At 29.3% G+C, this 25,000-nt stretch carries 19 protein-coding genes and 2 riboswitches; of the genes, 16 read left to right on the top strand and 3 right to left on the bottom strand.

Annotated elements, in window-relative coordinates; genetic code table 11:
- Positions 1 to 167: 167 nt before the first annotated feature.
- The 11 genes from B2W91_RS08380 to B2W91_RS08330 all read left to right on the top strand — a co-directional run bounded on the left by B2W91_RS08380 (position 168) and on the right by B2W91_RS08330 (position 15,029).
- Positions 168 to 1,223 carry a radical SAM/SPASM domain-containing protein gene (locus B2W91_RS08380; RefSeq protein WP_291579998.1) on the top strand — a complete coding sequence of 352 codons (1,056 nt, stop codon included), beginning with the start codon at positions 168 to 170 and terminating at the stop codon, positions 1,221 to 1,223.
- Between the two features lie 63 nt (positions 1,224 to 1,286).
- Positions 1,287 to 2,126, top strand: a complete 840-nt coding sequence (locus tag B2W91_RS08375) for an ABC transporter ATP-binding protein (RefSeq protein ID WP_291579996.1) — start codon at positions 1,287 to 1,289, stop codon at positions 2,124 to 2,126.
- A 1-nt stretch (position 2,127) separates the two neighbouring features.
- Positions 2,128 to 2,859 (top strand): ABC transporter permease, encoded by a 732-nt coding sequence (locus B2W91_RS08370; RefSeq protein ID WP_291579995.1) that lies wholly within the window; start codon positions 2,128 to 2,130, stop codon positions 2,857 to 2,859.
- 48 nt (positions 2,860 to 2,907) lie between these two features.
- Positions 2,908 to 6,660, top strand: a complete 3,753-nt coding sequence (locus tag B2W91_RS08365; protein ID WP_291579994.1) for a cobaltochelatase subunit CobN — start codon at positions 2,908 to 2,910, stop codon at positions 6,658 to 6,660.
- A 73-nt stretch (positions 6,661 to 6,733) separates the two neighbouring features.
- Positions 6,734 to 6,907: riboswitch (cobalamin riboswitch) on the top strand.
- 199 nt (positions 6,908 to 7,106) lie between these two features.
- Positions 7,107 to 8,147 carry an ATP-binding protein gene (locus B2W91_RS08360; protein WP_291579993.1) on the top strand — a complete coding sequence of 347 codons (1,041 nt, stop codon included), beginning with the start codon at positions 7,107 to 7,109 and terminating at the stop codon, positions 8,145 to 8,147.
- A gap of 20 nt (positions 8,148 to 8,167) precedes the next feature.
- The gene (locus B2W91_RS08355; RefSeq protein WP_291579992.1) at positions 8,168 to 10,105 is read left to right on the top strand and encodes a magnesium chelatase subunit D family protein; all 1,938 of its coding nucleotides are present in this window, start codon (positions 8,168 to 8,170) and stop codon (positions 10,103 to 10,105) included.
- A 43-nt stretch (positions 10,106 to 10,148) separates the two neighbouring features.
- A riboswitch (cobalamin riboswitch) is annotated at positions 10,149 to 10,307 on the top strand.
- A gap of 119 nt (positions 10,308 to 10,426) precedes the next feature.
- Complete coding sequence (locus tag B2W91_RS08350; protein WP_291579991.1) at positions 10,427 to 10,705, top strand: cysteine-rich small domain-containing protein; 279 nt, start codon at positions 10,427 to 10,429, stop codon at positions 10,703 to 10,705.
- Positions 10,699 to 11,664 carry a TIM barrel protein gene (locus B2W91_RS08345; RefSeq protein ID WP_291579990.1) on the top strand — a complete coding sequence of 322 codons (966 nt, stop codon included), beginning with the start codon at positions 10,699 to 10,701 and terminating at the stop codon, positions 11,662 to 11,664. Before B2W91_RS08350 ends, B2W91_RS08345 begins: the two co-directional genes overlap by 7 nt.
- 286 nt (positions 11,665 to 11,950) lie before the next feature.
- On the top strand, positions 11,951 to 12,646 hold the full coding sequence (locus B2W91_RS08340; RefSeq protein ID WP_291579989.1) for a YetF domain-containing protein: 696 nt from the start codon (positions 11,951 to 11,953) through the stop codon (positions 12,644 to 12,646).
- A gap of 274 nt (positions 12,647 to 12,920) precedes the next feature.
- On the top strand, positions 12,921 to 13,142 hold the full coding sequence (locus B2W91_RS08335) for a sulfurtransferase TusA family protein (RefSeq protein WP_291579988.1): 222 nt from the start codon (positions 12,921 to 12,923) through the stop codon (positions 13,140 to 13,142).
- 450 nt (positions 13,143 to 13,592) lie between these two features.
- Positions 13,593 to 15,029 (top strand): carbon starvation CstA family protein, encoded by a 1,437-nt coding sequence (locus tag B2W91_RS08330; protein WP_291579986.1) that lies wholly within the window; start codon positions 13,593 to 13,595, stop codon positions 15,027 to 15,029.
- A 176-nt stretch (positions 15,030 to 15,205) separates the two neighbouring features.
- Here B2W91_RS08330 and B2W91_RS08325 read toward each other — a convergent pair whose 3' ends face one another.
- The 3 genes from B2W91_RS08325 to B2W91_RS08315 all read right to left on the bottom strand — a co-directional run bounded on the left by B2W91_RS08325 (position 15,206) and on the right by B2W91_RS08315 (position 19,045).
- Positions 15,206 to 15,985 carry a LytR/AlgR family response regulator transcription factor gene (locus B2W91_RS08325; RefSeq protein ID WP_291579985.1) on the bottom strand — a complete coding sequence of 260 codons (780 nt, stop codon included), beginning with the start codon at positions 15,983 to 15,985 and terminating at the stop codon, positions 15,206 to 15,208.
- Between the two features lie 3 nt (positions 15,986 to 15,988).
- Positions 15,989 to 17,629: a LytS/YhcK type 5TM receptor domain-containing protein gene (locus tag B2W91_RS08320; RefSeq protein WP_291579984.1), complete on the bottom strand. Its 1,641-nt coding sequence runs from the start codon at positions 17,627 to 17,629 to the stop codon at positions 15,989 to 15,991.
- A gap of 513 nt (positions 17,630 to 18,142) precedes the next feature.
- Positions 18,143 to 19,045 carry a LysR family transcriptional regulator gene (locus B2W91_RS08315; protein ID WP_291579983.1) on the bottom strand — a complete coding sequence of 301 codons (903 nt, stop codon included), beginning with the start codon at positions 19,043 to 19,045 and terminating at the stop codon, positions 18,143 to 18,145.
- Positions 19,046 to 19,821: 776 nt separating this feature from the next.
- Between B2W91_RS08315 and B2W91_RS08310 the strand changes: the two genes are divergently transcribed.
- The 5 genes from B2W91_RS08310 to B2W91_RS08290 form a co-directional block, all read left to right on the top strand.
- Positions 19,822 to 20,481, top strand: coding sequence for a YeeE/YedE thiosulfate transporter family protein (locus tag B2W91_RS08310; protein WP_291579982.1), 660 nt, complete (start codon positions 19,822 to 19,824; stop codon positions 20,479 to 20,481).
- Between the two features lie 54 nt (positions 20,482 to 20,535).
- Entirely contained in the window at positions 20,536 to 20,763 is a 228-nt protein-coding gene (locus B2W91_RS08305; protein WP_039636350.1) for a sulfurtransferase TusA family protein, read from the top strand.
- A 33-nt stretch (positions 20,764 to 20,796) separates the two neighbouring features.
- Positions 20,797 to 21,330, top strand: a complete 534-nt coding sequence (locus B2W91_RS08300) for a YeeE/YedE thiosulfate transporter family protein (RefSeq protein WP_291579981.1) — start codon at positions 20,797 to 20,799, stop codon at positions 21,328 to 21,330.
- An 81-nt stretch (positions 21,331 to 21,411) separates the two neighbouring features.
- On the top strand, positions 21,412 to 22,674 hold the full coding sequence (locus B2W91_RS08295) for an FAD-dependent oxidoreductase (protein WP_291579980.1): 1,263 nt from the start codon (positions 21,412 to 21,414) through the stop codon (positions 22,672 to 22,674).
- A 582-nt stretch (positions 22,675 to 23,256) separates the two neighbouring features.
- The coding region (locus B2W91_RS08290) for a peptide ABC transporter substrate-binding protein (protein ID WP_291579979.1) at positions 23,257 to 25,000 on the top strand (1,744 nt) is incomplete at its 3' end.

Raw genomic sequence — 25,000 nt, 5'->3', positions numbered from 1 at the left:
ATTCTTCATTATTAATCCTTAATTTCTAAGGACTTAAGCTGTTTTTATAGAAAATTTATTTTCCAAAGTATATATTAAGTTTTCATATTGTATCACTATATACTAGCTAATTATATTTTTAAGATGCCCAAAGTTTGAGTGTTTTTATGAAGGAGAGATTATGAACATTGTTTGAAGATATTAATTTTTTAGTATTATGGTTAACAAATGACTGCAATTTAAGATGCAAATATTGTTATGCTAATGGTGGAGAAAAAAAGGAATATATGACTTTTGAAATGGCAAAAAAAGCATTATCTATGCCCAAGTCTAATTTTAAGCTTCAACTTGCAGGAGGAGAGCCACTTTTAAATTTTCAACTTATTAAGGACATATATAATTATTTAAAGGTTAATAATAAGTCAGTTAGACTTCAAATGCAAACAAATGGGGCTTTAATAGATAGAGAAATTGCTAGAGAAATAAAAAAGATGAATATAGCTATTGGAATAAGTATGGATGGACCTATTGAAATAAATGAAAAGCTACGAGGGAAAAGTGCCGAAGTTATAAATGGTATAAGAATGCTAGGACAAGAAGGGGTAATGGTAAATTTAAATGCGGTTATAACTAATGAGAATATTTCATACTTAGACAAGCTTGTAGATTTAGCATTTTATCTTGGAAATGTAGGCGGAATAGGACTAGATTTATTAAGAGTTACGGGAAGAGCTTGTAATAATAATGTAAATATTGCAGGAGCTGATGATATAAGAATGTATTTAAAAAAGGCATATGAGAGGACAATTGAATTAGAAAAATTAACTGGAAAAAAGATTGTCATAAGGGAAATTGAAGATAGTAAAAGGCGATTAAAAACACATGGAAGTTGTAGTGGATACTGCCATGCTGTCTATGGAGGAGCAATGGTAGTTCTTCCTAATGGAAGTATTTATCCTTGTGGGTCATTAGCATATTCACCACAATATTATATGGGTAATATATATGATGAAAAATCTCAAAGAATTGTAAAAGTAAAAACTGAAAGACCAAAGAGATGTACTATTTGTGAATATGAAAAATTTTGTGCAGGTGCATGTCCTTCTAGAAGTATTATAAATTTAAATTCTAAGGATATTGGAATAGAAGAATGTGCTTTAAGAAAAGTTTCCTTTGAAATTGCAGGAAATCATAATAATCTCGCTAAAAGCCCTTTAGTTTCAAGTAATAAATATCTTTTATGATGAAATATTTATAGAAAATAATTCAATGATAAAACTTTTATAAAATTAAAAGGAGAGTAAAAAGTGCTAACTATTAATGAACTTACTAAAAAATATGATGATTTAGTTGCAGTAAATAAACTGAATTTAAATATTGAAAGAGGAGAGTTTTTTGGCCTTTTAGGGCCAAATGGAGCTGGAAAGAGTACTACTATAAGAATGATAAGTACTCTTACACCAAAAACTTCAGGGGATATTATAATAAATGGAAAAAGTATGGATAGAAATCTATTAGATGTAAAAAGAAAGCTTGGAGTAGTACCACAAGGAAACAACTTGGAAGTTGAAATGACTGCATGGGAAAATTTAGAACTTCATGGAAGAATTTATAACATGCCTAAAGAACTTAGAAGAAAAAGAATAAAAGAACTTTTAGAATTTACGGAACTTAGTGATAGAGCAAATGATATTGCTAAAAATTACTCTGGTGGAATGAAAAGAAAGCTTATGATTGCAACAGCACTAATGCATAATCCAGAGCTATTACTTTTAGATGAACCTACCGTAGGACTAGATGCAACGGCTAGAAGAAAAATGTGGGACCTATTAAAAAGATTAAAGAGTGAAGGATTAACAGTTTTATTAACTACTCATTATATAGAAGAAGCAGAAGTATTATGTGATAGAGTAGGGCTTATAAACGGCGGAGTGTTAGTAGAGTTAGACAGCCCTGAAAAGTTAATTGAAAAGGTTGGCAAATTTGCTGTTGAGCATTTTCAAAATGGAGAAACTAAAGCAGAATTTTTCGAAACAAGAGAAGGTGCAGTTGAGTTTGCTTCTAAACTAGAAGGAGCTGCAAATGTAAGATTGTCAAACCTAGAAGATGTGTTTATAAAATTAACTAATAGAAGGGTGGAAGCATGATGTGGGCTTTTCTAGTATATTATGGCAAGAATTTGTATTATTTAAACGTAAGTTTTGGACAATAACCGTGAGCTCAATGGTTTCACCTATTTTATATTTAATAGCCTTTGGATGGGGGTTAGGTGGAGGTATGCAAATAGATGGGAGGGATTACATCCATTTTGTAATTCCAGGAATCATTGCATTAACTACAATGACTTCTAGTTATAATAGTATATCTAGTTCTGTAAATATATCTAGAATATATTATAAGAGCTTTGAGTCTTTTATGATAGCTCCAATTAATATTTCAATTTATGCTTTAGCGAAAATAATAGCAGGCGCATTGAGAGGATTGTACTCTGGTATTTTAATAATATTGTTATCTTTCATATTTAATACAGGGTTAAATATAACACCATATTTTATGTTAATGGTAATACTTAATTGCTTGGTATTTTCAGCTGTAGGTTTTATAGCTGGGATAGTAATTAATTCACATCAAGAGATGAATAGATTTTCAAGTTTTATTATTACACCGATGTCATTTCTATGCGGAACGTTTTTTTCTTTAGACAAGATGCCAGTTATAATAAAGAATTTTATATTAATATTGCCCCTTACTCATACCAGTATCGCATTAAGAGCCGTAGGAGAGAGTTTAACTACTAAAATAGTACATGCTACTGTTTTAATTGTGTATTTTATAATCTTATTCATTATGTCCGTGAAATTTTGCAAAAAGGCAGAATAATGTGTTTTAGAATAAATTTTGATCGTTAACTAAGGAGGTGTTTTAAATTTGAATGAAAAAGTTGTTATAGCAATTGTATTAGATTTAATGAAAAATCAATTAATAGAACTTTCTTCTACTATAGAATATTTAAAGATTGAATTTTTAGATGAATCTTTGATAAAGGAAAATAGAAATACAATTGAATTTTTGAAAGAGAAAGCTATAGCTTTAATTGTTGGAAATAAAACTATGAATAGTGAAGTAGATGCACTTCTAAAAAGAATTAAAGAAGAAATAAAGGAAATTCCCATAATACCTATTGGTGGAGAAGTTCTACAGGATAATATTTATAATATAGATAAAAAGAAGGCACTGCTTATAAATAGCTATTTTTCTTACGGAGGTGATGGCAATATTATAAGTGCTCTGCATTACATAGCATATAATTTTTTAAACCTTAATGAAGAGGATAAAAATTATTGCGAAAAATTTATTTTTCAGCCAAAGGAAATGCCTTTTGATGGTATTTTCTATAAAGATGGTAAAAAGATTTTTAATTCTTTTAAAGAATATAAAAATTGGTACATAGGTGAAAAGAATGTAGAAGAATATAAGTGGGTAGGGCTTTTAATCCATAGAAGTAGTTTTATTAATGGCAATATAGAGGTAGAAAAAATATTAATAGCTGAACTGGAAGCAACAGGAATTAAAGTAATACCAGTATTTAGTTATGCTTCTTCTGAAAAGGATTCTAATGTAAAAAACTTTAGAGAAATTATAAAAGAATACTTTTCTTATGAGGATAAATTTATTATAGATGGATTTATAAATCTTCAAATGATTGCAGCTGTTGGAAATAACAACTGTAATAATATATTTGAAGAAGCAGTAGAAATTTTTAAAGAAATGAATGTTCCTATATTTAAGCCAATTATAAGCTATTATCAAGATATAGATAGTTGGAGTGAAAATATAAGTGGATTATCATCAGAAATACCTAATTCTTTTACTACACCAGAGATGGTTGGAATGATTGAGCCAATAATTATAGGAGCAAGAAATAATAAAGGAGAATCTGAACCTATAAGAGATAGAATAAATAGGTTTGCTGGAAGGGTTTTTAAATGGATTACTCTTAGGAATACTAGTAATAAGGATAAAAAATTAGTATTTTTTATACATAACGCACCTTGTTCTGGCGTAGAGGCTACCATTGGCTTAGGAGCTGGATTGGAAGTTTTTGAAACGGTAGTGGAAATGTTGAAAAAGCTTAAAAGTGAAGGATATGAAGTAGAAAACATACCACAAAGTGGAGAAGAGCTTTTTCAGCGAATAATGAGTAAAAAAGCTTATCATGATTTTAGGTGGACTTCTATAGAAGATATAATAATAGCTGGCGGAGTACTTTATAAAATGCCATTAAACAGTGATGATGGATATATGTCATTTTATAATAGTTTAGACATCGAAGTAAAAGATGAAATAGAAAAAAGCTGGGGGAGTCCACCGGGAGAAAGTATGGTTTATGATGAAAGCATAATAATTACAGGACTTAATTTTGAAAATGTATATGTTATGGTTCAGCCTAAAAGAGGATGTTATGGTTCTAAATGTACTGGAGAGGTATGTAAAATATTGCATGATCCTAAATGTCCACCACCACATAATTATATTGCAACCTATAAATATGTAGAAAATGTAATAAATGCAAATGCTATAGTACATGTAGGTACAGGTGGTAGTCTTGAAAATCTACCAGGTAAGACTAATGGTCTATCTAAGAAATGTTATCCTGATATTGTACTTGGAAATACACCTAACTTTTATTTATACAATGCAAGTATAGGTACAGAGGGAATTGTAACCAAAAGGAGAAGTAATGCAGTAATATTAGATTATTTACCATCAGCTATTGATATTAATATAGAGAATTCTAAAATTATAATTTTAATAAATGATTATATTGAAGCAGAAGATTTAAATAGCAACCAAAAGCTATTGATAAGAGATAAGTTAGAGAAAAGTCTAAAAGAATTAGATGGGGCAGAAGAAATTTTATCCAGAGAAGAAACTTTTATTGAAGGCATAAAAAGCTTAAAAAACTATTTGGTTCAATATATAAATAATAGTAGAGTAGAAAAACTTCATGTTTTTGGAGAAAATTTTCAAATTGAAGAAAATATATCTTTAATCAAAGAGTACATTGATAACAATAGTAAGAGTGCAAAGCTTATCAAAAAATTATATAAAGATGATTATAACTACGATTTAATTATCTTAGATTTAATAAGCAAATTTATTAATGATGATAAAAAGGTAGAAAATCAATATGAAAATATAGAAAAAGAAATTTTAAAGGAGCTCCGAAAAGATGTACTAGAAATTTACGGCAAACTACTTTTACTAGATATTGAAATGAAAAATCTTATAAGAGCTTTAGAAGGAAAATATATCGAACCAGGGATGTCAGGTTTACCAAGCGAAAATTTAAAAAATATTATTCCAACAGGTAGAAATTTTTATTTGATGGATTGTGAAAAAATTCCTACTAAAGAGGCATATAAAGTAGGGTGCAATCTTGCGGAAGAACTTATAGAAAAGTATATAAGAGAGGAAGGCTGCTTTCCAGAAAAAGTGGCAATGAATATGATTTCTACAGATATATCTGTAACAAAAGGAGAACAACTCTCTCAAATATTACATTTAATGGGGATAACTCCAGTTTGGGATAATATAGGCAAAGTAGTTGATATTGATGTAATACCACTAGAAAAACTACAGCGTCCAAGAATTGATGTGACTATTAGAATATCGGGTATATTAAGAGATTCTTTTCCAGAAGCTATAAAGCTTATCGATAAAGCTATAATTTTGATATCTTCTTTAGATGAACCCTTAAGTATGAATTTTGTTAAGAAGAATACTCTAAATATGGAAAAATATTTATTAGATATAGGACAAGAGAAGGATATACAGCGTCATGCAACTATGAGAATTTTTGGAGACAAACCAGGAGCTTATGGTGCTGGAGTTGATTTAGCATTAAAGGCTAGTGCATGGAAAGATGAAGAAGATATTGCTAAAGTATTTGTACATTTTTCTTCATATGCTTATGGTGAAAATTTAAATGGAGATATGGCCAAATATGAATTTGTAAAAAATATAAGAGACTCTCAGATATCTTATCAGACTAGTAGTTCTAAAAGATATAATATGCTATCCTCCAGTTTTTCTTCTTCTGTACAAGGCGGGTTTGGCATAGTAAAAAAATGTTTTGATGGAAGTGATTTAAAAGAGTATTACGGTAGAAATGAAGGAGAAGGAAAAGTTAAGATTTCAACAACTGAAGATGAACTAAAAGAAAATATGGAAGATACCCTTTTTAATCCTCTTTGGAAAGAAGGAATAAAGAAAAAAGGATATGTAGGGGCTGCTGAATTTATGAATGCTATTCAAAATATATTTAATTGGCAGTGTCTTTCCGAAAACATTAGTAGTAAGGATATTGACAAGTTGGTAGATATCTATATCAATGATAAGGACATGCTACAGTGGTTTGAAAAAAATAATAAATTTGCATTAGAAGAAATATCAAGGAGATTTTTAGAGCTTCACGAAAGAGGAAAGTGGAATGGAAGAGAAGAAGTTTTAAATTCATTAAAAAGAAATTATATTAATATAGAAGGTGACATGGAAGAGATGTTAGAGAATTCTACTGGAGAAATGCAAGGTGGAGGTATTGAAGTTTTAAATCAAAATGATATAAAAGCTTGGAAAGAAAATCTAAGTGAAATAGAGGAAGTATTTAATAATAAGTAGATAATTATCCAGTAAAAGTGCGAATTATTGAAAAATAAAAAATTAACTGATATAATTGATTTGGTTATAATAAAATTTAATAATTATTTTAGGTACCTAAACAAGGTTTAATAGGGAAAATGGTGAAAATCCATTGCAGCCCCCGCTACTGTATACGGAGACAAAGCCAAATCCACTGGAGCAATCTGGGAAGGATGGCAGAGAAAGACCCGTGAGTCAGGAGACCTACCTAATTTTCTATATGTAACTTCGGAGGGAAGTAAAATCATATAATATAAGCATTTAGAAGAGTTTACTTAATGGTTTAAGTAAGTTTTTGTTGTGTAAACTTTTATATAATTGTATTTATGAATTTAACCTCTGTATGTATTTACAGGGGTTTTTTGATTTATTTATTTTAAGATACATTAAAAAATAACTTATTGATAATTGAAAGGGGTTCACAAATGAAAGGTATGAAAAATGTATATCCATTTACAGCAATTGTTGGACAAGAAAATATGAAGAAAGCATTAATACTTAATGTCATAAATCCACATCTTGGAGGAGTTTTGATAAGAGGGGAAAAAGGTACAGCAAAATCCACAGCTGTTCGTGCTATCGCGGAACTTTTACCAGAAAGAGCTCAGGTAGAGGGCTGTATTTTTAGATGTAAGCCTAATGATAAAAGTAGTATGTGTGAAAATTGCTTAGATAAACTTAATAAACAAGAAGTTTTAAAAGAAATAAATGAAAAGATGAAAGTAATTGATCTTCCTGTAAGTGCAACGGAAGATAGAGTAGTAGGAACATTAGATATCGAATATGCAATTAAAAATGGGGAAAAGAGATTTGAACCTGGGATTTTAGCAGATGCAAATAGAAATATACTTTATGTAGATGAAGTAAATCTTTTAGATGATCATGTAGTGGATGTATTGTTAGATTCAGCAGCTATGGGAGTAAACACAATAGAAAGAGAAGGTGTTTCTTTCTCGCATCCTGCAAAATTTATTTTAGTTGGAACTATGAATCCAGAAGAAGGAGATTTAAGACCACAACTATTAGATAGATTTGGTATGGTAGTAGATGTTATTGGAGAGAGAGACACTGAAAAAAGAGTTGAAGTTATAAAGAGAAGACTTGAATATGAAAATGATAATAAAAAATTTGCATTAAGTTTTGAAAAGGAACAACAAGATTTAAGAGAAAAAATTTCAAAAGCTAAAGAGTTATTAAAAACTGTAACTTTTGACGATAAAATTCTTGAAGTAGCAGCAAAAATAAGTATTGAAATGGATGTAGATGGTCATAGAGCTGATATCAGCATGATTAAAACGGCGATGACTATAGCAGCTTTTAATGGAAGAGATAAAGTTAGTAATGAAGACATGTTAGAAGCAGCAGAACTTGTACTTCCTCATAGAATGAGAAGGAAACCTTTTGAAGAAGGGGTTATAAATTTCTCAAAAGTTGAAGAAATAATTAAAGAAGCAGAACTAGTATAATTGAAAGGAGCGATTTCCAATTGAAAAGAAATTTTGTTTATCCTTTCACTGCGGTTATAGGTCAAGAAAAAATTAAAAAAGCGCTTATACTAAATATTATTAATCCATGTATTGGTGGAGTTTTAATAAGTGGGGAAAAAGGTACAGCTAAATCTACTCTTGTCCGTGGATTAGCAGAAATAATAAATAACATGAAAGTAATAGACCTTCCCTTAAATATCACAGAGGATAGGTTATTAGGAACTATAGATATTGAAAAGGCAATTAGTGAAGGTATAAGAAAGCCAGATATGGGAATTTTAAAGGAAGCAGATGGAAATATTTTATATGTAGATGAAGTGAATCTTTTAAGTGAACATATTGTCAAATGTCTTCTTGAGGTCTCTGCCTCAGGGATAAATCATGTTGAGAGGGAAGGGATATCTTTCACTCATCCATCACGCTTTGTTCTAGTCGGAACTATGAATCCAGAAGAAGGACAATTAAGGCCACAGTTTTTAGATAGATTTGGACTATATGTAGAAGCTAATGGAAGTGATGATTTATTTGAGAGAAAAGAAATAATTAGAAGAAGACTAGAGTATGAAAAAAATCCAATTGAGTACATAGATAAATTTGAAAATCAATCAAAAGAACTTATGAATAAAATTATAAATGGAATTGAAGTTCTTAATAAAGTTCAAGTTTCAGATAGTGTAATGTACCTTTCAGCTGAAATTTCTAAAGAAGCTAATTGTGCTGGAAATAGAGCAGAACTTGTAATAATTGAAGCAGCAAAAGCAATTGCTGCTTTCGACAATAGGAAAAATATAAATATAAATGATATTAAAGAAGCAGCAGAATTTGCTCTTCCACACAGGATGAGGGAAATGCCACCATCAGTTAGTGATAAGGATGATAAAGAAGAGGAAAGTGAAGAAGAGCAAATAGATGATGATAAAGAAGAAAGAGAAGAGGAAAATGAGCCACCACAAGTAGAAGAAAATGATAATTATGAGGATGACAATAAAGAGGATAATAATGAAGAAGATAATAAAAATGAAGATGATAGTTTAGATTATGAAGAAAATTTGGAAGAAACTAAACAAGAAGAAAAAAATGAAAATGAAGCCGACAATGAAATGGTAGATGACATAGGTAATATATTTGCAATAAAGTCATTAGATATAAAGCCTATAGACAGAAAGAAACGCAGAGGCAGCGGAAAGAGAAGTAAAACTAAAACAGATCTAATGCAAGGCAGATATGTAAAATATAATTTGCCCAAAGATAAAGCAAAAGACATAGCTTTTGATGCAACATTAAGGGCAGCAGCGCCTTATCAAAGTTTAAGGGATAAAAATGGACTTGCTTTTGTAATAGATAAAAGTGATTTTAGAGAAAAAGTAAGAGAAAAAAGAACTGGTACTACTATATTATTTGTGGTGGATGCTAGTGGATCTATGGGTGCTAAAAAGAGAATGAGTGCAGTTAAAGGTGCAGTTGTTTCACTACTTACTGATGCTTATCAAAAAAGGGACAAGGTTGGAATGGTTGCTTTTAGAAAAAGTCAGGCGGAAGTTTTACTTGGAATAACTAGAAGTGTAGAGCTTGCACAAAAAAGTCTTAAAGATCTACCTACTGGTGGGAAAACTCCATTATCAGCCGGACTTTCTAAAGGATATGAAATTCTAAAAGCTGCTAAGAAGAAAGATCCCGAAATGGTACCAGTTTTAGTATTAGTATCTGATGGAAGAACAAATTCGTCAGTAAACAATGGAGATCCCTATGAAGAAGCAATAGAAATAGCTAATAAAATTGCATCAGAGAATATACAATCTATAGTTATAGATACAGAACAGGATTTTATAAAGCTTGGCCTAGCAAATAATATCGCAGAAGCTATGAATGCTCAGTATTACAAATTGGAAGAGTTAGGCGATAGAGAGATTGCTAGTACTGTAAGAGGATGTGTTTAGAAGAGGCTATAACCTATAAAAGTTTTAATAATAAATTATTTTTAAAATTTATTATTTTGAAGGTAAAAGGGGAAGTAGTAAAAGCCACTACAGTCCTCGATACCTTGATGGAAGACGAATCTAAATACTACTGGTATATACTGAAAAGGTTAGAAGAAGATGTAACCAAAGTTAGGAAACCTGCCTATGACTTTAAAGCAATCTTCCAAATGGGAGAAGAGATTATGTATGTTATAATGATACAGAAGAATTAGAAAAGGTTTATTTAGAAATAGAAGGAAATATAGAAGAGGAATTTTAAAACTGAAAGGGGGTATAAAGATGAGTGAAAATTATAAGTTTTTTCAGCATAAAAAATGTGAGTTTTTTCCGTGCCATAAGGTAAAGGATGAGGATAAGTTTAATTGCTTATTTTGTTATTGTCCGCTTTATTTTCTAGAAGAATGTGGAGGTAATAAGAGCGATTTCAATGGGGTTAAGGATTGCAGCAACTGTATGATACCACATTCACAAAATGGATATGACTATATATTCAATAAAATAGTAGAGAAAAATAAGGAAAAGACAGAAAAATCAAAGGAGGGTTCAGCTGATTGTTAAAGCTTATGAACTTCTCTACATATCAATATGATATTGAAAGATTCAATTATGATTATAAAAAGTTAGAAGAATTCTTAGAAAAAAATAACATGGATGGAATTGAGCTGTTAAAGCCTTTAATGTGGCAGGAAGAAACAATTTCAAAAGATGTTATTAAGGGAATTCATCTAGCATATTATCCTAGTTGGATTGATTTTTGGCATGGAAATCAAAAAGAACTTTTAAGACAGTTTGGAGATATAGACAGTATTAAAAAATATTATGGAGATATAGAAAAAGACATTATAGTAGAGAATTATAGAAAAGAAATAGAAATTGCTGATAGACTTGGAGCAGAATATGTAGTTTTTCATGTTTCTCATGTACAGCTAGAACATTCTTATAATTATAAATTTAATTATTCAGATGCTGAAATTATAGAAGCTACAGTGGAATTAATTAATGAGATTTTTAAAGGATTAAATACAAATATAAAACTTTTATTTGAAAATTTATGGTGGCCAGGACTTACTATGTTAGATAAAAACACAGCATTGACTTTATTAGAAAAGGTTAATTATTCAAATAAAGGGTTTATGTTAGACACTGGACATTTAATGAATACCAATCATTATATAGAAGATGAAGAACAGGGAGTTAAGTATTTAATAGAAGTAGTTAATAACCTTGGAGACTTAAAAAAATTTATTAAAGGTATACATCTTAACTATTCATTGTCAGGGAAATATATTATAGAACAGATAGAGAAAAATAATAAAAATAAATTGACTCTAAAAGAAATGAATGAAAATATCTATAAGCATGTTATGAATATAGATAGACATAAACCTTTTTCAAATAAGGTGATAAAATCACTTGTTGAATTAATAAATCCTGAATATGTCATATATGAATTCATAACATCATCACTTAATGAGCTTGAAGAGTATATTAAAATTCAGCACAATGCTTTAAGTTAATTATTATCGATATGTAAATAAGTTAAGGAGTCTCCTCTAATTACTGAGGTGGCTCCTTAATTTTTAAGGGGTTAAACTATTTTTATAGAAAATTTATTTTCCAGAGCATATATTAAGTTTTTGCATTGTATCCCTATACAACTAACGTTTTGCTAAGATTTATAATTTCAAGTAAAGAGTTACATATTTAATTTTAGAATAGACATACTACTATTGTAGATAAACTTTTTATGTGGTTTATCTGTATATAGAACTTGTTAAAATTAAATCTTAGGTGGTGTCTAATATGGGCGTTAATTTTATGGATGTCTTAATATTACTTTTAAAAACAACTTTATCTTTTTTGGCTCTACTTATATTAACCAGAATACTTGGAAAAAAGCAAATGAGCCAACTATCATTTTTTAACTATGTTACAGGTATAACCATTGGTTCCATTGTAGCAAATATTATAACTATAGATAATGAACCTTTTATTGATGAAATAATAGGATTAGTTTGGTGGGTTGTTCTAGCAGAATTAACTGCATATATTGCTGTTAAATCTCATAAACTAGGAAGACTGCTTGATGGTGAGCCAAGTATTGTGATTAAAGATGGTAAAATTATTAGAAAAGTAATGGTAGATTTAAGAATGAATGCTGAAGATTTAACTATGATGCTTAGAGAGCAAAGTATATTTTCTGTTACTGAAGTTGATTATGCTATTCTAGAGCCAAATGGAAAATTAAGTGTACTTAAAAAGCATGATCATCAAGAAGTTACTAAAGAAGATATGAAAATCAAACCTACAATTAAAAAGTATCTACCAACGCAGTTAATATCTGATGGCTCTATAGTTGAACACAATTTGAAAGAAATAAATATTACTAAAAAGTGGTTAGAAAAACAATTAAAGAATTCTGGAGTAAAATCTATAGATGAAGTTTATTATGCAGAAATTCAAGATGATGGAACTTTATTTGTAAATAAGAAAGATTAGAGAAATAAATGTTAAAGCTGAAAGAGATTTATAATAAAAAGCTCCTATCAATTTATTGAAATTCAATAAATTGATAGGAGTTTTTTATTTAATATATATGATATAATTATCTGTATTTTAATTAAGATATAATATGTTTTAATCTTGCAGAAGTAATGTTAAGATGAAAATATAGCGTATGATTTATTATACCTTTAATATCATAATATTAGTAAGTTAATATTTAGCGGAAAAAGTGCATAGAAAAATTATAAAGAATAATGAGGTGATATAATTGTCGGAATTTTTAGATTGTGTTGGTTATATCTGTCCTGTGCCAGTAGTAAAAGCACAAATTAAATATAAAAAAATAGGTATTGGAGAATGTGTAACTGTAATTTCAGATCATAGTTGTACACCTCAAGGACTTAAAGATGGTTTTAAAAAATACAATTGTGAAATAACCGTTGAAGAAGAAGATGGCATATGGGAGATAACTATTAAGAAATTAGGTTAATAAAAAATCTTGCTATTATATTTTAATAAGTGGAATAGAACATAATAAAACTCATAACTGTACAAATTTGCAGTTATGAGTTTTATTATGTTTATAAATTATATCTATTTTAATAAAAGTATTTTATTGTTGAACTAATTATTATTCTCAAATACAAAGTTACATTTGCATTGGGCTATACATTATATTATATTTTAACGTAATGCGCCTATAATATGTTTTGTATTAACTATTTTTATATTAATTATAACACAATCTTAAATCTTAACTTTTATGTGTTTATCATTAAAAGTAATAATTTATACAGTTACTTAACTAAGTTTTTTTACCATTTAACTTATTAATTTGTACGTTTACATAAGGATTATTTGAAAATTTGAAAATATATACTATACTCTCTGTACATACTTAAATTTTAATTAGGACTTATATTATATAGGGGGAGATTACATGATCACATTTCTATCATCAATAGTAATTCTTATTTTAGGTTACTTTATTTATGGAAAGTTTACTGAGAATATGTTTGGAATGGATGAAAGTCGCCAGACTCCAGCTGTAAGACTTGAGGATGGTGTTGATTTTATTAAGCTTCCACCGGCAAAAATTTTTTTAATTCAATTTTTAAATATTGCTGGGCTTGGTCCAATATTTGGTGCGATTTCAGGAGCACTTTGGGGGCCAGCAGCATTTTTATGGATAGTATTTGGTTGTATTTTTGCAGGTGCAGTACACGATTATCTATCTGGTATGTTATCAGTTAGACATGATGGAGCTAGTATTCCAGAAGTTGTTGGAAAATATCTTGGAGGCGGATTTAAGCAATTTATGAGAGGATTCTCAGTTGTGCTTCTTATTCTTGTTGGTACAGTATTTATAACAGGGCCAGCAGGTTTACTTGCTAGTTTAACTCCAGATAAACTAGATAAAACATTTTGGTTATATATAATTTTCATATACTTTATATTAGCTACTGTGTTACCAATAGATAAGCTTATAGGTAAGATTTATCCTATATTTGGACTATGCTTACTTATTATGGCTATAGGAGTTGGCGGAGGAATAGTATTTGGAGATTTTAACATTCCAGAGCTAACAATTCAAAATTTACACCCTAGCAACTTACCAATATGGCCAATGATGTTTGTAACTATTGCTTGCGGAGCAATTTCAGGATTCCATGCAACTCAGTCACCAATGATGGCTAGATGTATTGGAAATGAAAAAGAAGGTAGAGCTTGCTTCTTTGGAGCTATGATTGCAGAAGGGATTGTAGCGTTAGTTTGGGCAGCAGCAGCTATGACATTTTTCCATGGTACAGAAGGATTGGCGAAAGCTTTAGCTGAACAAGGTGGCCAAGCTGGAGTAGTTCATATTATATCTACTTCTTTACTTGGAAAAGTAGGCGGTGTTTTAGCTATACTTGGAGTTATAGCTTGTCCAATAACTTCTGGAGATACAGCTTTTAGAAGTGCAAGACTTACCATTGCGGACTTTTTAAATTATAAGCAAGGACCTATTAAAAATAGATTGATATTAAGTTTGCCGTTATTTGTAATAGCTTATGGATTAACTTTAATAGATTTTGATATTATTTGGAGATATTTTGCCTGGGCAAATCAAACATTAGCTATGATAGTTTTATGGGCAGGAGCTATGTATATGGTTCTTAATGAAAAATTTCATTGGTTCGTATCTATACCAGCAACATTTATGACAGCAGTTGCAGTTACTTATATACTTGTAGCACCAGAAGGATTTAAAATAGCTACTTCAATAGCTTATCCAATAGGTATAGCGATAGCCATAGCGTCTTTAGTGTTATTCTTAACTGCATCAAAAAAGAAATTAATGAGTAATAATACGGGGAAATATTCCAATATGTAAGAAAACTCCTAAAGTATGTATCCATACTTTAGGAGCTTTTCTTAGTTATAGGGGTACAATGTGGAAATTTAATATATACTCTGGAAAATAAGTTTTCTATAAAAATAGCTTAAATTCTTAAAAATTAAGGATTAATAATGAANNAAGTTAAATTTTCATTAAGGAATCCTATAAATTTATAATCCCAAAAGTTTCTTTAATTCCTTTACCTTGTTTCTACTTACAGAAATTTCAGTTTTCTCATTATCATCCATAACCACTTTTAAATTATAATTAAATAATGGAAATAATTCTTTTACATATTTAATATTTATTATATAGCTTCTATGTATTCTAAAAAAATTTGTTTTTTCTTCTATTTCACATAGGGTAAACATAGTGGGGTACTCTTTATTCTTTGTTTTAACATATGTAGCATTATTAAAAGTAAAGCAAAAATAAATTTCATCCATATCTAGAAAAATTGTTCTACCATGCAATTCACAAGGAAATTTTTTAAGTTTATTATCATTTTTTTGAATATGCTCTAATATTTCTTGAATTTTTGAATCCATATCATGTGAATTAGAGTTAGTATTTTCACTTTCAAAATGCTTATATATTCTGTTGATAGAATTAGTTATTCTTTTTTCATCAAAAGGCTTCAATATATAATCAATAGCTTCAAGTTCAAAGGCTTTTATTGCATAATCATCATAAGAAGTAACAAAAATTATTTTTATATCATTATATTTAAGTTCTCTTAGCTTTTGTGCAAGAGTAATGCCGTTAATACCTGGAATATTAATGTCCATAAAAATTAATTGAATTTCATTTTTCATAATAAAGTCTAAGGCTTCAATACCATTACAACAGGTTCCGATTAAGTTTAGCTTATCAAATTTTTTAAGCATAAACTTTAATTCATCTCTTACGGGAGCTTCGTCTTCAACAATAATATAATTAATCTCTCTCATACTTTACAACCTTTCTTTAGGGATTTCAAAATAAACTGTAGTTCCTTCATTTAAAGTACTTTTTATTTTTAGTTTACTTTTATCACCATATAAAAGCCTTAATCTCTCATCTACATTTTTTACACCAATACCACAGTTTTCATATAGTAGTATGCCCTTAATTTTATTCTCATCCATTCCCACACCATTATCTTCCACCAAAAAGGATATGCATTCCTCTTTTTCTCTAATTATAAGGCTCATAGTACCACCTTCAATTTTAGGGAGTATTCCATGTTTTACGGCATTTTCGATTAATGGCTGTAGAATAAATACAGGAACTTTAATATGGAAAAGACCATCTTCTACATCAATATTTATTAAAAGTCTTTGCCCAAATCTTGCTTTTTCAATATTTAAATAAGAAGTTAAAAAGTTGAGTTCTTCTTCTAGAGAAATGAAATCTTCATTTCTTTTTAAAGTAGTTCTAAAATAGTTTGATAGCTCAAGAATTAATGATCTAGCACTTTCAGAATCAGTTCTACATAAAGATGCGATGGTAGCTAAGGAATTAAATAAAAAATGAGGGTGTATTTGCATTCTAAGTGCTTTATAATTAGCTTCCATGCCTTGTTGAGCTATCTTGTTTAATTCATATATTTTTATTTCATTGGATAAAAGATCACTAAGTTCTTCACATAAACTAAAATAATTTTTTATTTCATATTTAGATTTTATTTTTATTCCAACAAATCCCCTATATTTATTGTTAATTTTAATCGGCGATATAATTATAGGATGCTCCTCTCTTATATCACCATCTTCATAAAATAATTTAGATTTCAAATCATTAGATTCATTTATAGACTTTATCCAATTGCTTAAAGTCTCCTCTGTTACAACTATATTTTTATTTCCAAGGAACCTTTCTTCATTGGAAATAAATATACCTAAAATATTAGAAACAGCATGAATCTCATCAATAAATTTTTCAACATTTTCATTGTTAAATCCGGTCTTTATATAGTAACTACCTTGTTTAGCGATTCTTAATGCTTTAAATGTTTGAGCTGTTTCAAAGTTTAATAGATCTTTTTTAACATCTTTTACAATAGCTATAAATATAACTACTCCTAATGTATTTACTGAAACCATAGGAAGAAGAATAACTTTTTCTAACATTAATGCTTTTTCAAAGGGTTTAGCAATTAGAAGTACAATTAGAAATTGAATTATTTCTGCGCATATTCCACCATAAAAAGCTCCTTTTATACTAAAGTCATAGGAAGAAGGTTTTCTTGAAAATAAGTATCCAGTCATTGCTTCAAAAAAAGAGGCTATGGCACAGGCCAATGCAGTAAATCCACCAAAAGTATATCTATGCCATCCAGCAATCAATGCTACGATAGTACCTACTATTGGTCCGCCAATATAACCTGCAGTAATTACTCCAATAGGTCTTATATTAGCAAGAGCATTATCAACAACAGCTATACCAAGATAGTTACCTATCATTGATAAAAAAGAGAAAAACACTATCATTAATAACTTATCTTTTTTATTTATGTTGCATTGAATGAGATTTTTAAAGGTTTTCATTCTAGTAAATAAATAAGCAGATAAAGCTATGAGCGACATTCTTTGTAAAAGTTCAATATATAACATTAAAAAAACACCTCAAGTTTATGGAATATTAAATAATAATAAAAAAGAAATATTCTCTAAAAAATTTAAAAGAAACTAAAATTAGAGATAAAATGAATTTTATTAATAGATTATTTGTGTAATTAATTAATATATTTAGTATATCAATGTAAAATAGCAAAGTAAATAATCTGACAAAAACATTATAAAGAGGAGCTATATATTTAAAATACAACTATAAATAACGCTCTAATTGGATAGAAGATATGAAAATTAAAAATTGTATTAAAATAAATTTCAACTGTGTTAGAAGCCGCATGTATGAAGTAAAGTTTCTAAAATATGTTCATTTAATTTATTCTATAACAGTAGAGAAAGCATAAATTAAATATTAAATATATTAAAAAGTGTAACTATAATTTAAAATAATAGTTACACATTCGAAGGGCTTAAAGATAATTTTAAAAGACATAACTTCTCAATAAAGATTAAAGAATGTAATAGAATATAGACAATAATTATTGAAAATTCACATTAACAAAAAGTTTCTCTACCATATTTCATTATATATTGTATAAAGGTTTTTATATGTGGCTGTGAGGCTTTACTTTTTGAGGATATTAAACATATATTGCATTTAGGTTTAGCGTCTATTATAGGTAAAGTTTTTAAAATACCGGCATGGATTTCTTGTTTTACAGAAGTATTAGGAAGAATTGATACGCCATGGTTCGCTATCACAGAGGCTTTTATAGATTCTATTGTATCAAGCTCCATTTCAATATTCACACTTTTTATTGTTCCAGCAGCATTTGAAAACATATCTTCAATAGAGTCTCTTATGCCACTTCCTTTTGAGCCAATTATGAGGGGGAGAGAAGCAATTTCATTTAAAGAAATACACTCTTTTTTCATATCAATTTTGCTTGAATGTACAAATAACAGATTGTTACTGCATATGTTAAAACATTCCACACCATCTATGTTTATTTCACAATCTATAAATCCTATATCAGCACTGCAATCTAAGACATGCTCTATTACACGTTTTGTATGTTCATTTTTTAAAACAAATCTTACATCATCATGGCTTTTTTTATATAAATGTAAAGTGCAAGGAAGGAGGTATTCTCCAACACTATTGCAGGTAGATATTTTTATCTCTTGAATTAGTGAATTCTTGCATTGATTTAATTCTTTTACCATATTTTCATATAGATTTACTAGAGTCTCAGCATAACTTAATACTATTTCACCTTCATCAGTTAAATCTACTCCCTTATTACTACGTATTAAAAGCTTTGAGTCAAGAGTCTTCTCTAATGCTTGAAGTTGTTGGCTTAAAGCTGATTGAGTCATATGAAGTTTTTTTGAAGCTTTTGATATACTATCTTGTTTTACTGTTTCTATAAGTGAGATAAAGTAGTTTATGTTCACTTTAAGTACCCACCTTTCTTTATTTTATATAAAGAAACCACTTTAATGTCTAAAAGAATGGTTCCTTGAAAAAAGATATACAAATTCTAATGTCAATATATAGATGAAATAACTATTATTTTTTAGTACTTTATAAAGATTTATTAAATGTATATTTGGATAATTATAAATACTTTCTCTTTATAAAAGAAGAATTAAATTGCACATTAATTTTTGTTGACTCTTCATTTAATAAAGTTGTGAATTGAAAAGTTTGCGGGAAATATATTCAATTACATATTAACTTTTAAGACGGCTTATCTATTATAGCCTTATTATAGCTTCTATAGTTGCATATATAAAGCACAACTTGTTAATAAGTTAGCTTATCATTGTAAAAGTTAATGTTCTATATCTGCAATAGATATGGCATATAAATATTTCAAAGTTAATAAGAGAAGTCACATATCTGCATACTTTTATTATTTCAGTCTTTGGAATGTATATTTAGATTATATAAAGCAAAATTATAGTTATTTTAACAAATTCGTTAGTTTTTATAACTTATATATCTATAATTATCGTTAATTAGTGAAATTTATAACCATTTAAGGTACAAGTTATAATAATATTTCTACATAAATATAAAAAAAATTAATCATGTATTAGAAAAACTAATTACTAAATAGTAGATAATTGTTATAAAATTATATTGTAAATATTTTAAATGTTTTGATTAGTTAATTAACCATTATTAAGTTTGTTAATTAACTAACTCAATATAAGGGGGTGGAAAAATGGCTGAAATTAAAACAAATATAACTAGAAAACCTAAAAAGAAAAAGGTAAATCAAATTCCCTTTGGAGTAGCGCTTTTAATTGCTATTGGAGGAGTAGGATTCTTTATGGCTAACAACTCACCAAAATCTGCTCTTATGTGGGTTTTTGGTGTTACAGCAGGGTTTACACTTCAAAGGTCAAGGTTTTGTTTTACAGCTTCATTGAGAGATCCAGTTTTAACGGGAGGAACTTCGTTAACTAAGGCAGTTATAGTCGCAATTGCTACTGCTACAGTTGGGTTTGCTGCTATACAATATGCAGCAGCTTCAAAAGGAGCACCGGTGCCAGGAAATATATCACCTATAGGTGTACATGTAGCTGTTGGTGCTATTATGTTTGGGATAGGAGCAGTAATTGCAGGGGGATGTGCCTCAGGGACTCTAATGAGAGTTGGAGAAGGTTTTACAATGCAAATGTTATCTCTAGTATTTTTTATTATCGGATCACTATGGGGGGCAAAAAATTTTGGTTGGTGGTCAGAGACGTTTATGCCTGAAAAAGGTGTGTTTTTACCAGATGTAATGGGATGGCCGCTAGCAATATTTTTACAATTTGCACTATTACTAGGAATTTATATATTTGCAGACTGGTTTGGAAATAGGAAATCAAATGAGTAATTAAAAATTACAATAAATTTTAAGTGAATTAACAATTAAAGGGAGGAATTTATTATGGCAGAATTAAGATTAGATTGTTTAGGGGAGGCTTGTCCAGTACCACTAATTAAAACTCAAAAGAAAATGGACAATATGAAAGTAGGAGAGGTTGTTATAGTTGAAATAGACCATAGCTGTGCTATGAAAAATATACCAGAGTGGGCAAGAAAAGAAGGACATAATGTTGATATAGAAGAAGTAGATGATGGTCAATGGGAAGTTTATATTGAAAAGACAAAATAGTTTTCCCTTAAAAATTGATATGGGGTGAATTTTATGGATATTAAAAAGAACGTTTATTATAAGAAATTTTTAAAGGACCCATGGTCATATACTGCTGGAGCAGTTGTTTTAGCACTTATAAATATTGCAATGTTTGCGTCTACTGGTAAGGCGTGGGGAGTAACGACTCCACTTTCTTATTGGGGAGCTTGGTTATATCAATTAATAGGCGGTCATCCAGAGAAATGGGTTTACTTTCAGCAAAAAGGTCATGCTGCAGCTTTAAGTGCAGGTTTTTTAAATGATCCTCATTCTATTTCTAACATTGGAATTATAGTTGGTGCATTTTTAGCCACATTGCTTGCATCCCAATTTAAAATAAAGAAAATAAAATCATGGAAACAAGTAATAGCAGCGGTACTAGGTGGACTTTTAATGGGGTATGGTGCAAGGATTTCCTTTGGATGTAATATAGGAGCGTTATTTAGTGGAATTGCATCTATGTCTCTTCATGGTTGGATGTATTGGATATTTATATTTATCGGCGCATGGATTGGAAGTAAACTATTAGTTAAATATTTTATGTAACATATGGTGGCTTAATGCCACCATATGTTTTAACTATCTATATAACAAGCAGAATTTATAAGCAGTGGGGAGGAATTTATAGTGGAGAAAAAACATGAATATTATGATGTGGTAATTATTGGTGGAGGTGCCTCTGGCTTAACTTCAGCAATATATTGTGGAAGAGCGAGACTTAAAACTCTTTTAATAGAAAAATCCTTAGTTGGTGGATTAGCTACTTATACGAATGAAATGGCAAATTACCCAGGTTTTCCAGAAGGAACTACTGGAACAGAACTTATGAATCTTTTTCATAAACAAGCTAAAAATTTTGGAGTTAACTTTAAACTAACTGATGTTAAAGCTGTTAATCTTCAAGGAAAAGACAAATTAGTAGAAACTTTTAGAGTAACTTATCATGCTAAAACTGTTATCATATCTACTGGAGGAAAGCCAAGACTAACTAATGCTGCTAATGAAGAAAAATTCTTGTATGACAAAGGTATATCTTTCTGTGCTACTTGTGATGCAGCATATTATACAGATAAGACTGTTATGGTTATTGGAAGTGGCGATGCAGCGATAGAAGAAGGAATGTTTCTCACTAAATTTGCAAAAAAAGTTATAGTTTCTGTGATTCATGATGAAGGTATTATGGATGCAAATAAAATAGCTCAAGAACAGGCAATGAAAAACCCGAAAATGGAATTTATGTGGAATACTGTGGTAAATTCTTTTGAAGGAGAAGATAGATTAAATAAAGTTGTACTTAGAAATACTAAAACCGGACATCTATCAGATATTTCATTAGATGGATGTTTCTTATTTATAGGTTATGTGCCTAACACTGAGATATTTAAAGAGCAAATTACTTTAACTAAACAAGGTTATATTACGACAAATGAAAAAATGGAAACAAATATTGAAGGTGTATTTGCAGTAGGGGATGTTAGAGATAAATTTCTAAAGCAAGTTGCTACAGCAGTTGGAGATGGTGCTATAGCAGGAGTTGGAGCAGAAAAATATATCGCAGAATCAGAAGTGTTTGAAAGTGAAATTATGCAGAGTGAAAAAATAGGATTAATATATCTATGGTCTCCAATTGATGAGGAAAGTCGAATATTGCTTACTGAAATAGAAGAAGTAGAAAAAGAAATGTCAGACATAGTTAAAGTAAGTAAAATTGACGTTTATAAAAACGCAAGTCTTGCTTCAAGGCTTGGTACTGTAGAAGCACCTCTTTTAATATATACTAAAAATGGAGAGATTGTAGCACAAGATAAAAATATAAATAAAGAAAATATTGTTGATATAGTAAAGAGTATACAGTTTAAAAGCTTTGAAAGTAATTACTATAATATGTAAACTTAATGGACTCATAATTATGAATTTCATAATTATGAGTCCATTTTATATATCTTTTCTAAAAAAGTTTTATTATATTTTAAAAGTATATATATTAATTTAAAAGTGGTAATATTGTTAATTTTCTGCGTTAAAGATGAAAGATTTGTTAGCGGAATAATATTTTTATGGATATATACTAAATTTGATACATATAATTAAATAAATACAATTATGTAATAAATTTGATTCTATTAATTTATAAAACTTTCTTATGTACATAACAGAATAAAATAGTATAGATTATTAAGGATAAAATGTGTCTTATAAATACTAATTAATAAATGATGAATCAATAAGGAACCTAAAAATATAAATTAAGACCTAAGTGGAAGCCCATAAAATTACTTAGATATAATTCTAATTAATGTATATAAAACATCTGTAATTGATGATCTACATGCTGTAAAGATAGAAAATTTACTAGTTACATCAGCCACCTAAAATATAAAAATTCTAAAATTTTATTTTAAACTCTGAGGGAAATAAAAGATAACCCTTCAGAGTTTCTAAATATATTTTATTTTAAGTAGGAGGTAAAAAATGAAATCAAAAAAATGGATTAGTATTTTATTAACAGCTATTGTGATGACAGGATCTGTACTAGGATTTGTAGGATGTAGCAAAAATCCTGACAATGACAAGAAAGTAGAATCTAAAGAACCTACTGAACAAACACCAGAAACAACTACAGGAAAAAAAGATGATGATCAATACATGCAGACTATACTATTTGATGCTCAAACATTTGACCCTAATGAATGTCAAGACTCATCTTCTCATACAATAATTGCAGAAACTCAGGAGGGACTAGTAAGAGCGAAGGTTGTAGATGGAAAGGATGTATTAGAGCCTGCAGCAGCAGAGAGCTGGTCTGTTTCTGATGATGGACTTGTTTATACTTTTAAGTTAAGAGATATGAATTGGAGTGATGGGGTAAAACTTACCGCTCAGCACTTTGTAGATTCATATAGAAGAATTCTAGAAAAAGATAAGGCATTTCCTTATGCAGGCTTTTTATACGATATAAAAGGTGCAGAAGCATATAATACGGGAGAAGGAAAGGTGGAAGATGTAGCAGTTGAAGCTAAGGATGACAATACCTTAGTTATAACACTAGAAAGACCAACTCCTTATTTTATGAAGAAATTAGTTCACAATGCTTTCTTCCCAATTAGACTTGATGTCATTGAAAAAGGCGGAGAAAACTGGAATACAGATTATACCAAACAAGTTTGGTCTGGACCTTTTAAAGTAACAGATTTTGTTAAAAATAATTCAATGGTTTTAGAAAAAAATGAAGCTTACTGGGATGCAGAAAATGTATTTTTAGAAAAAATTCAAATGAACAGAATTGAGGAATTCTCAACTCAAGCTCAATTATTTGAAGCTCATGAATTAGATGTCACAGGTTCTACACAAGAATATGTAAAAAAATGGATGGAAATGGCTGAAGAAGGTAAATTCCAAGTAGCAATAGGAGACAATCCAGGCAATTGGTATTTTGAACTTAATCCTAAAGGCGGACCAAGTGGAATAATGAGTAATAACAAAATAAGGCAAGCTATATCATTAGCAATAGATAGAGAAGAGTATGTAAAGACACTTGCTGGTAGATATACTCCTGCTTATGGTCTTGTTCCACAAGCTATAAGTATAGGTGATGATAACTATAGAGAAAAGGTTTCAGAACCATTAAAAGAAATGGGAGATGAATATAAAAATAACCCTGAAAAATTACAAGCATTATTTAAAGAAGGTCTTAAAGAGTTAGGAAAAGATACTGATGATTTAGGCAAAATAAAACTTAAATATCTTGCTCGTGGAACTTCAAGTGCTTCTAAACAAGAGCACGAATGGTATCAACAACAACTTGAAAAGAATTTAGGTATAAAAGTAAATATTGAAGTTGCATCTGACTATGGAATTTGGAAGAAGGCAGAAAGGGATTCAGATTTTGATATTACATTCGCTGGATGGAGTGCGGATTTTGATGATCCAATAAATTTCTTCGAGATGTTTGAAACTAATAATGGTAATAATGATATGAAATATAGCAATGCAGAATATGATAAGATATTCAAAGAACTTTTAACAGAAACAGATCAAAATAAGAGGCTAGAAAAATTCCAAAGGCTTGAAGAGATATTAATAAAAGAGGACCCTGCAATACAACCACTATATAATAATGATACAAGGAGATTTACACATAACTATGTTAAGGACTTTATGACTCCTAAATTTGGACCACAATATGAGTATAAATGGGCATATACTGAAGGCAGTT

Origin of the sequence: Clostridium sp. UBA6640 (assembly GCF_002455975.1) — a bacterium.
GTDB lineage: Bacteria > Bacillota > Clostridia > Clostridiales > Clostridiaceae > Clostridium_J.
The sequence above is the reverse complement of the archived record's forward strand: the minus strand, read 5'-3'. Positions and strand labels throughout refer to the sequence as shown.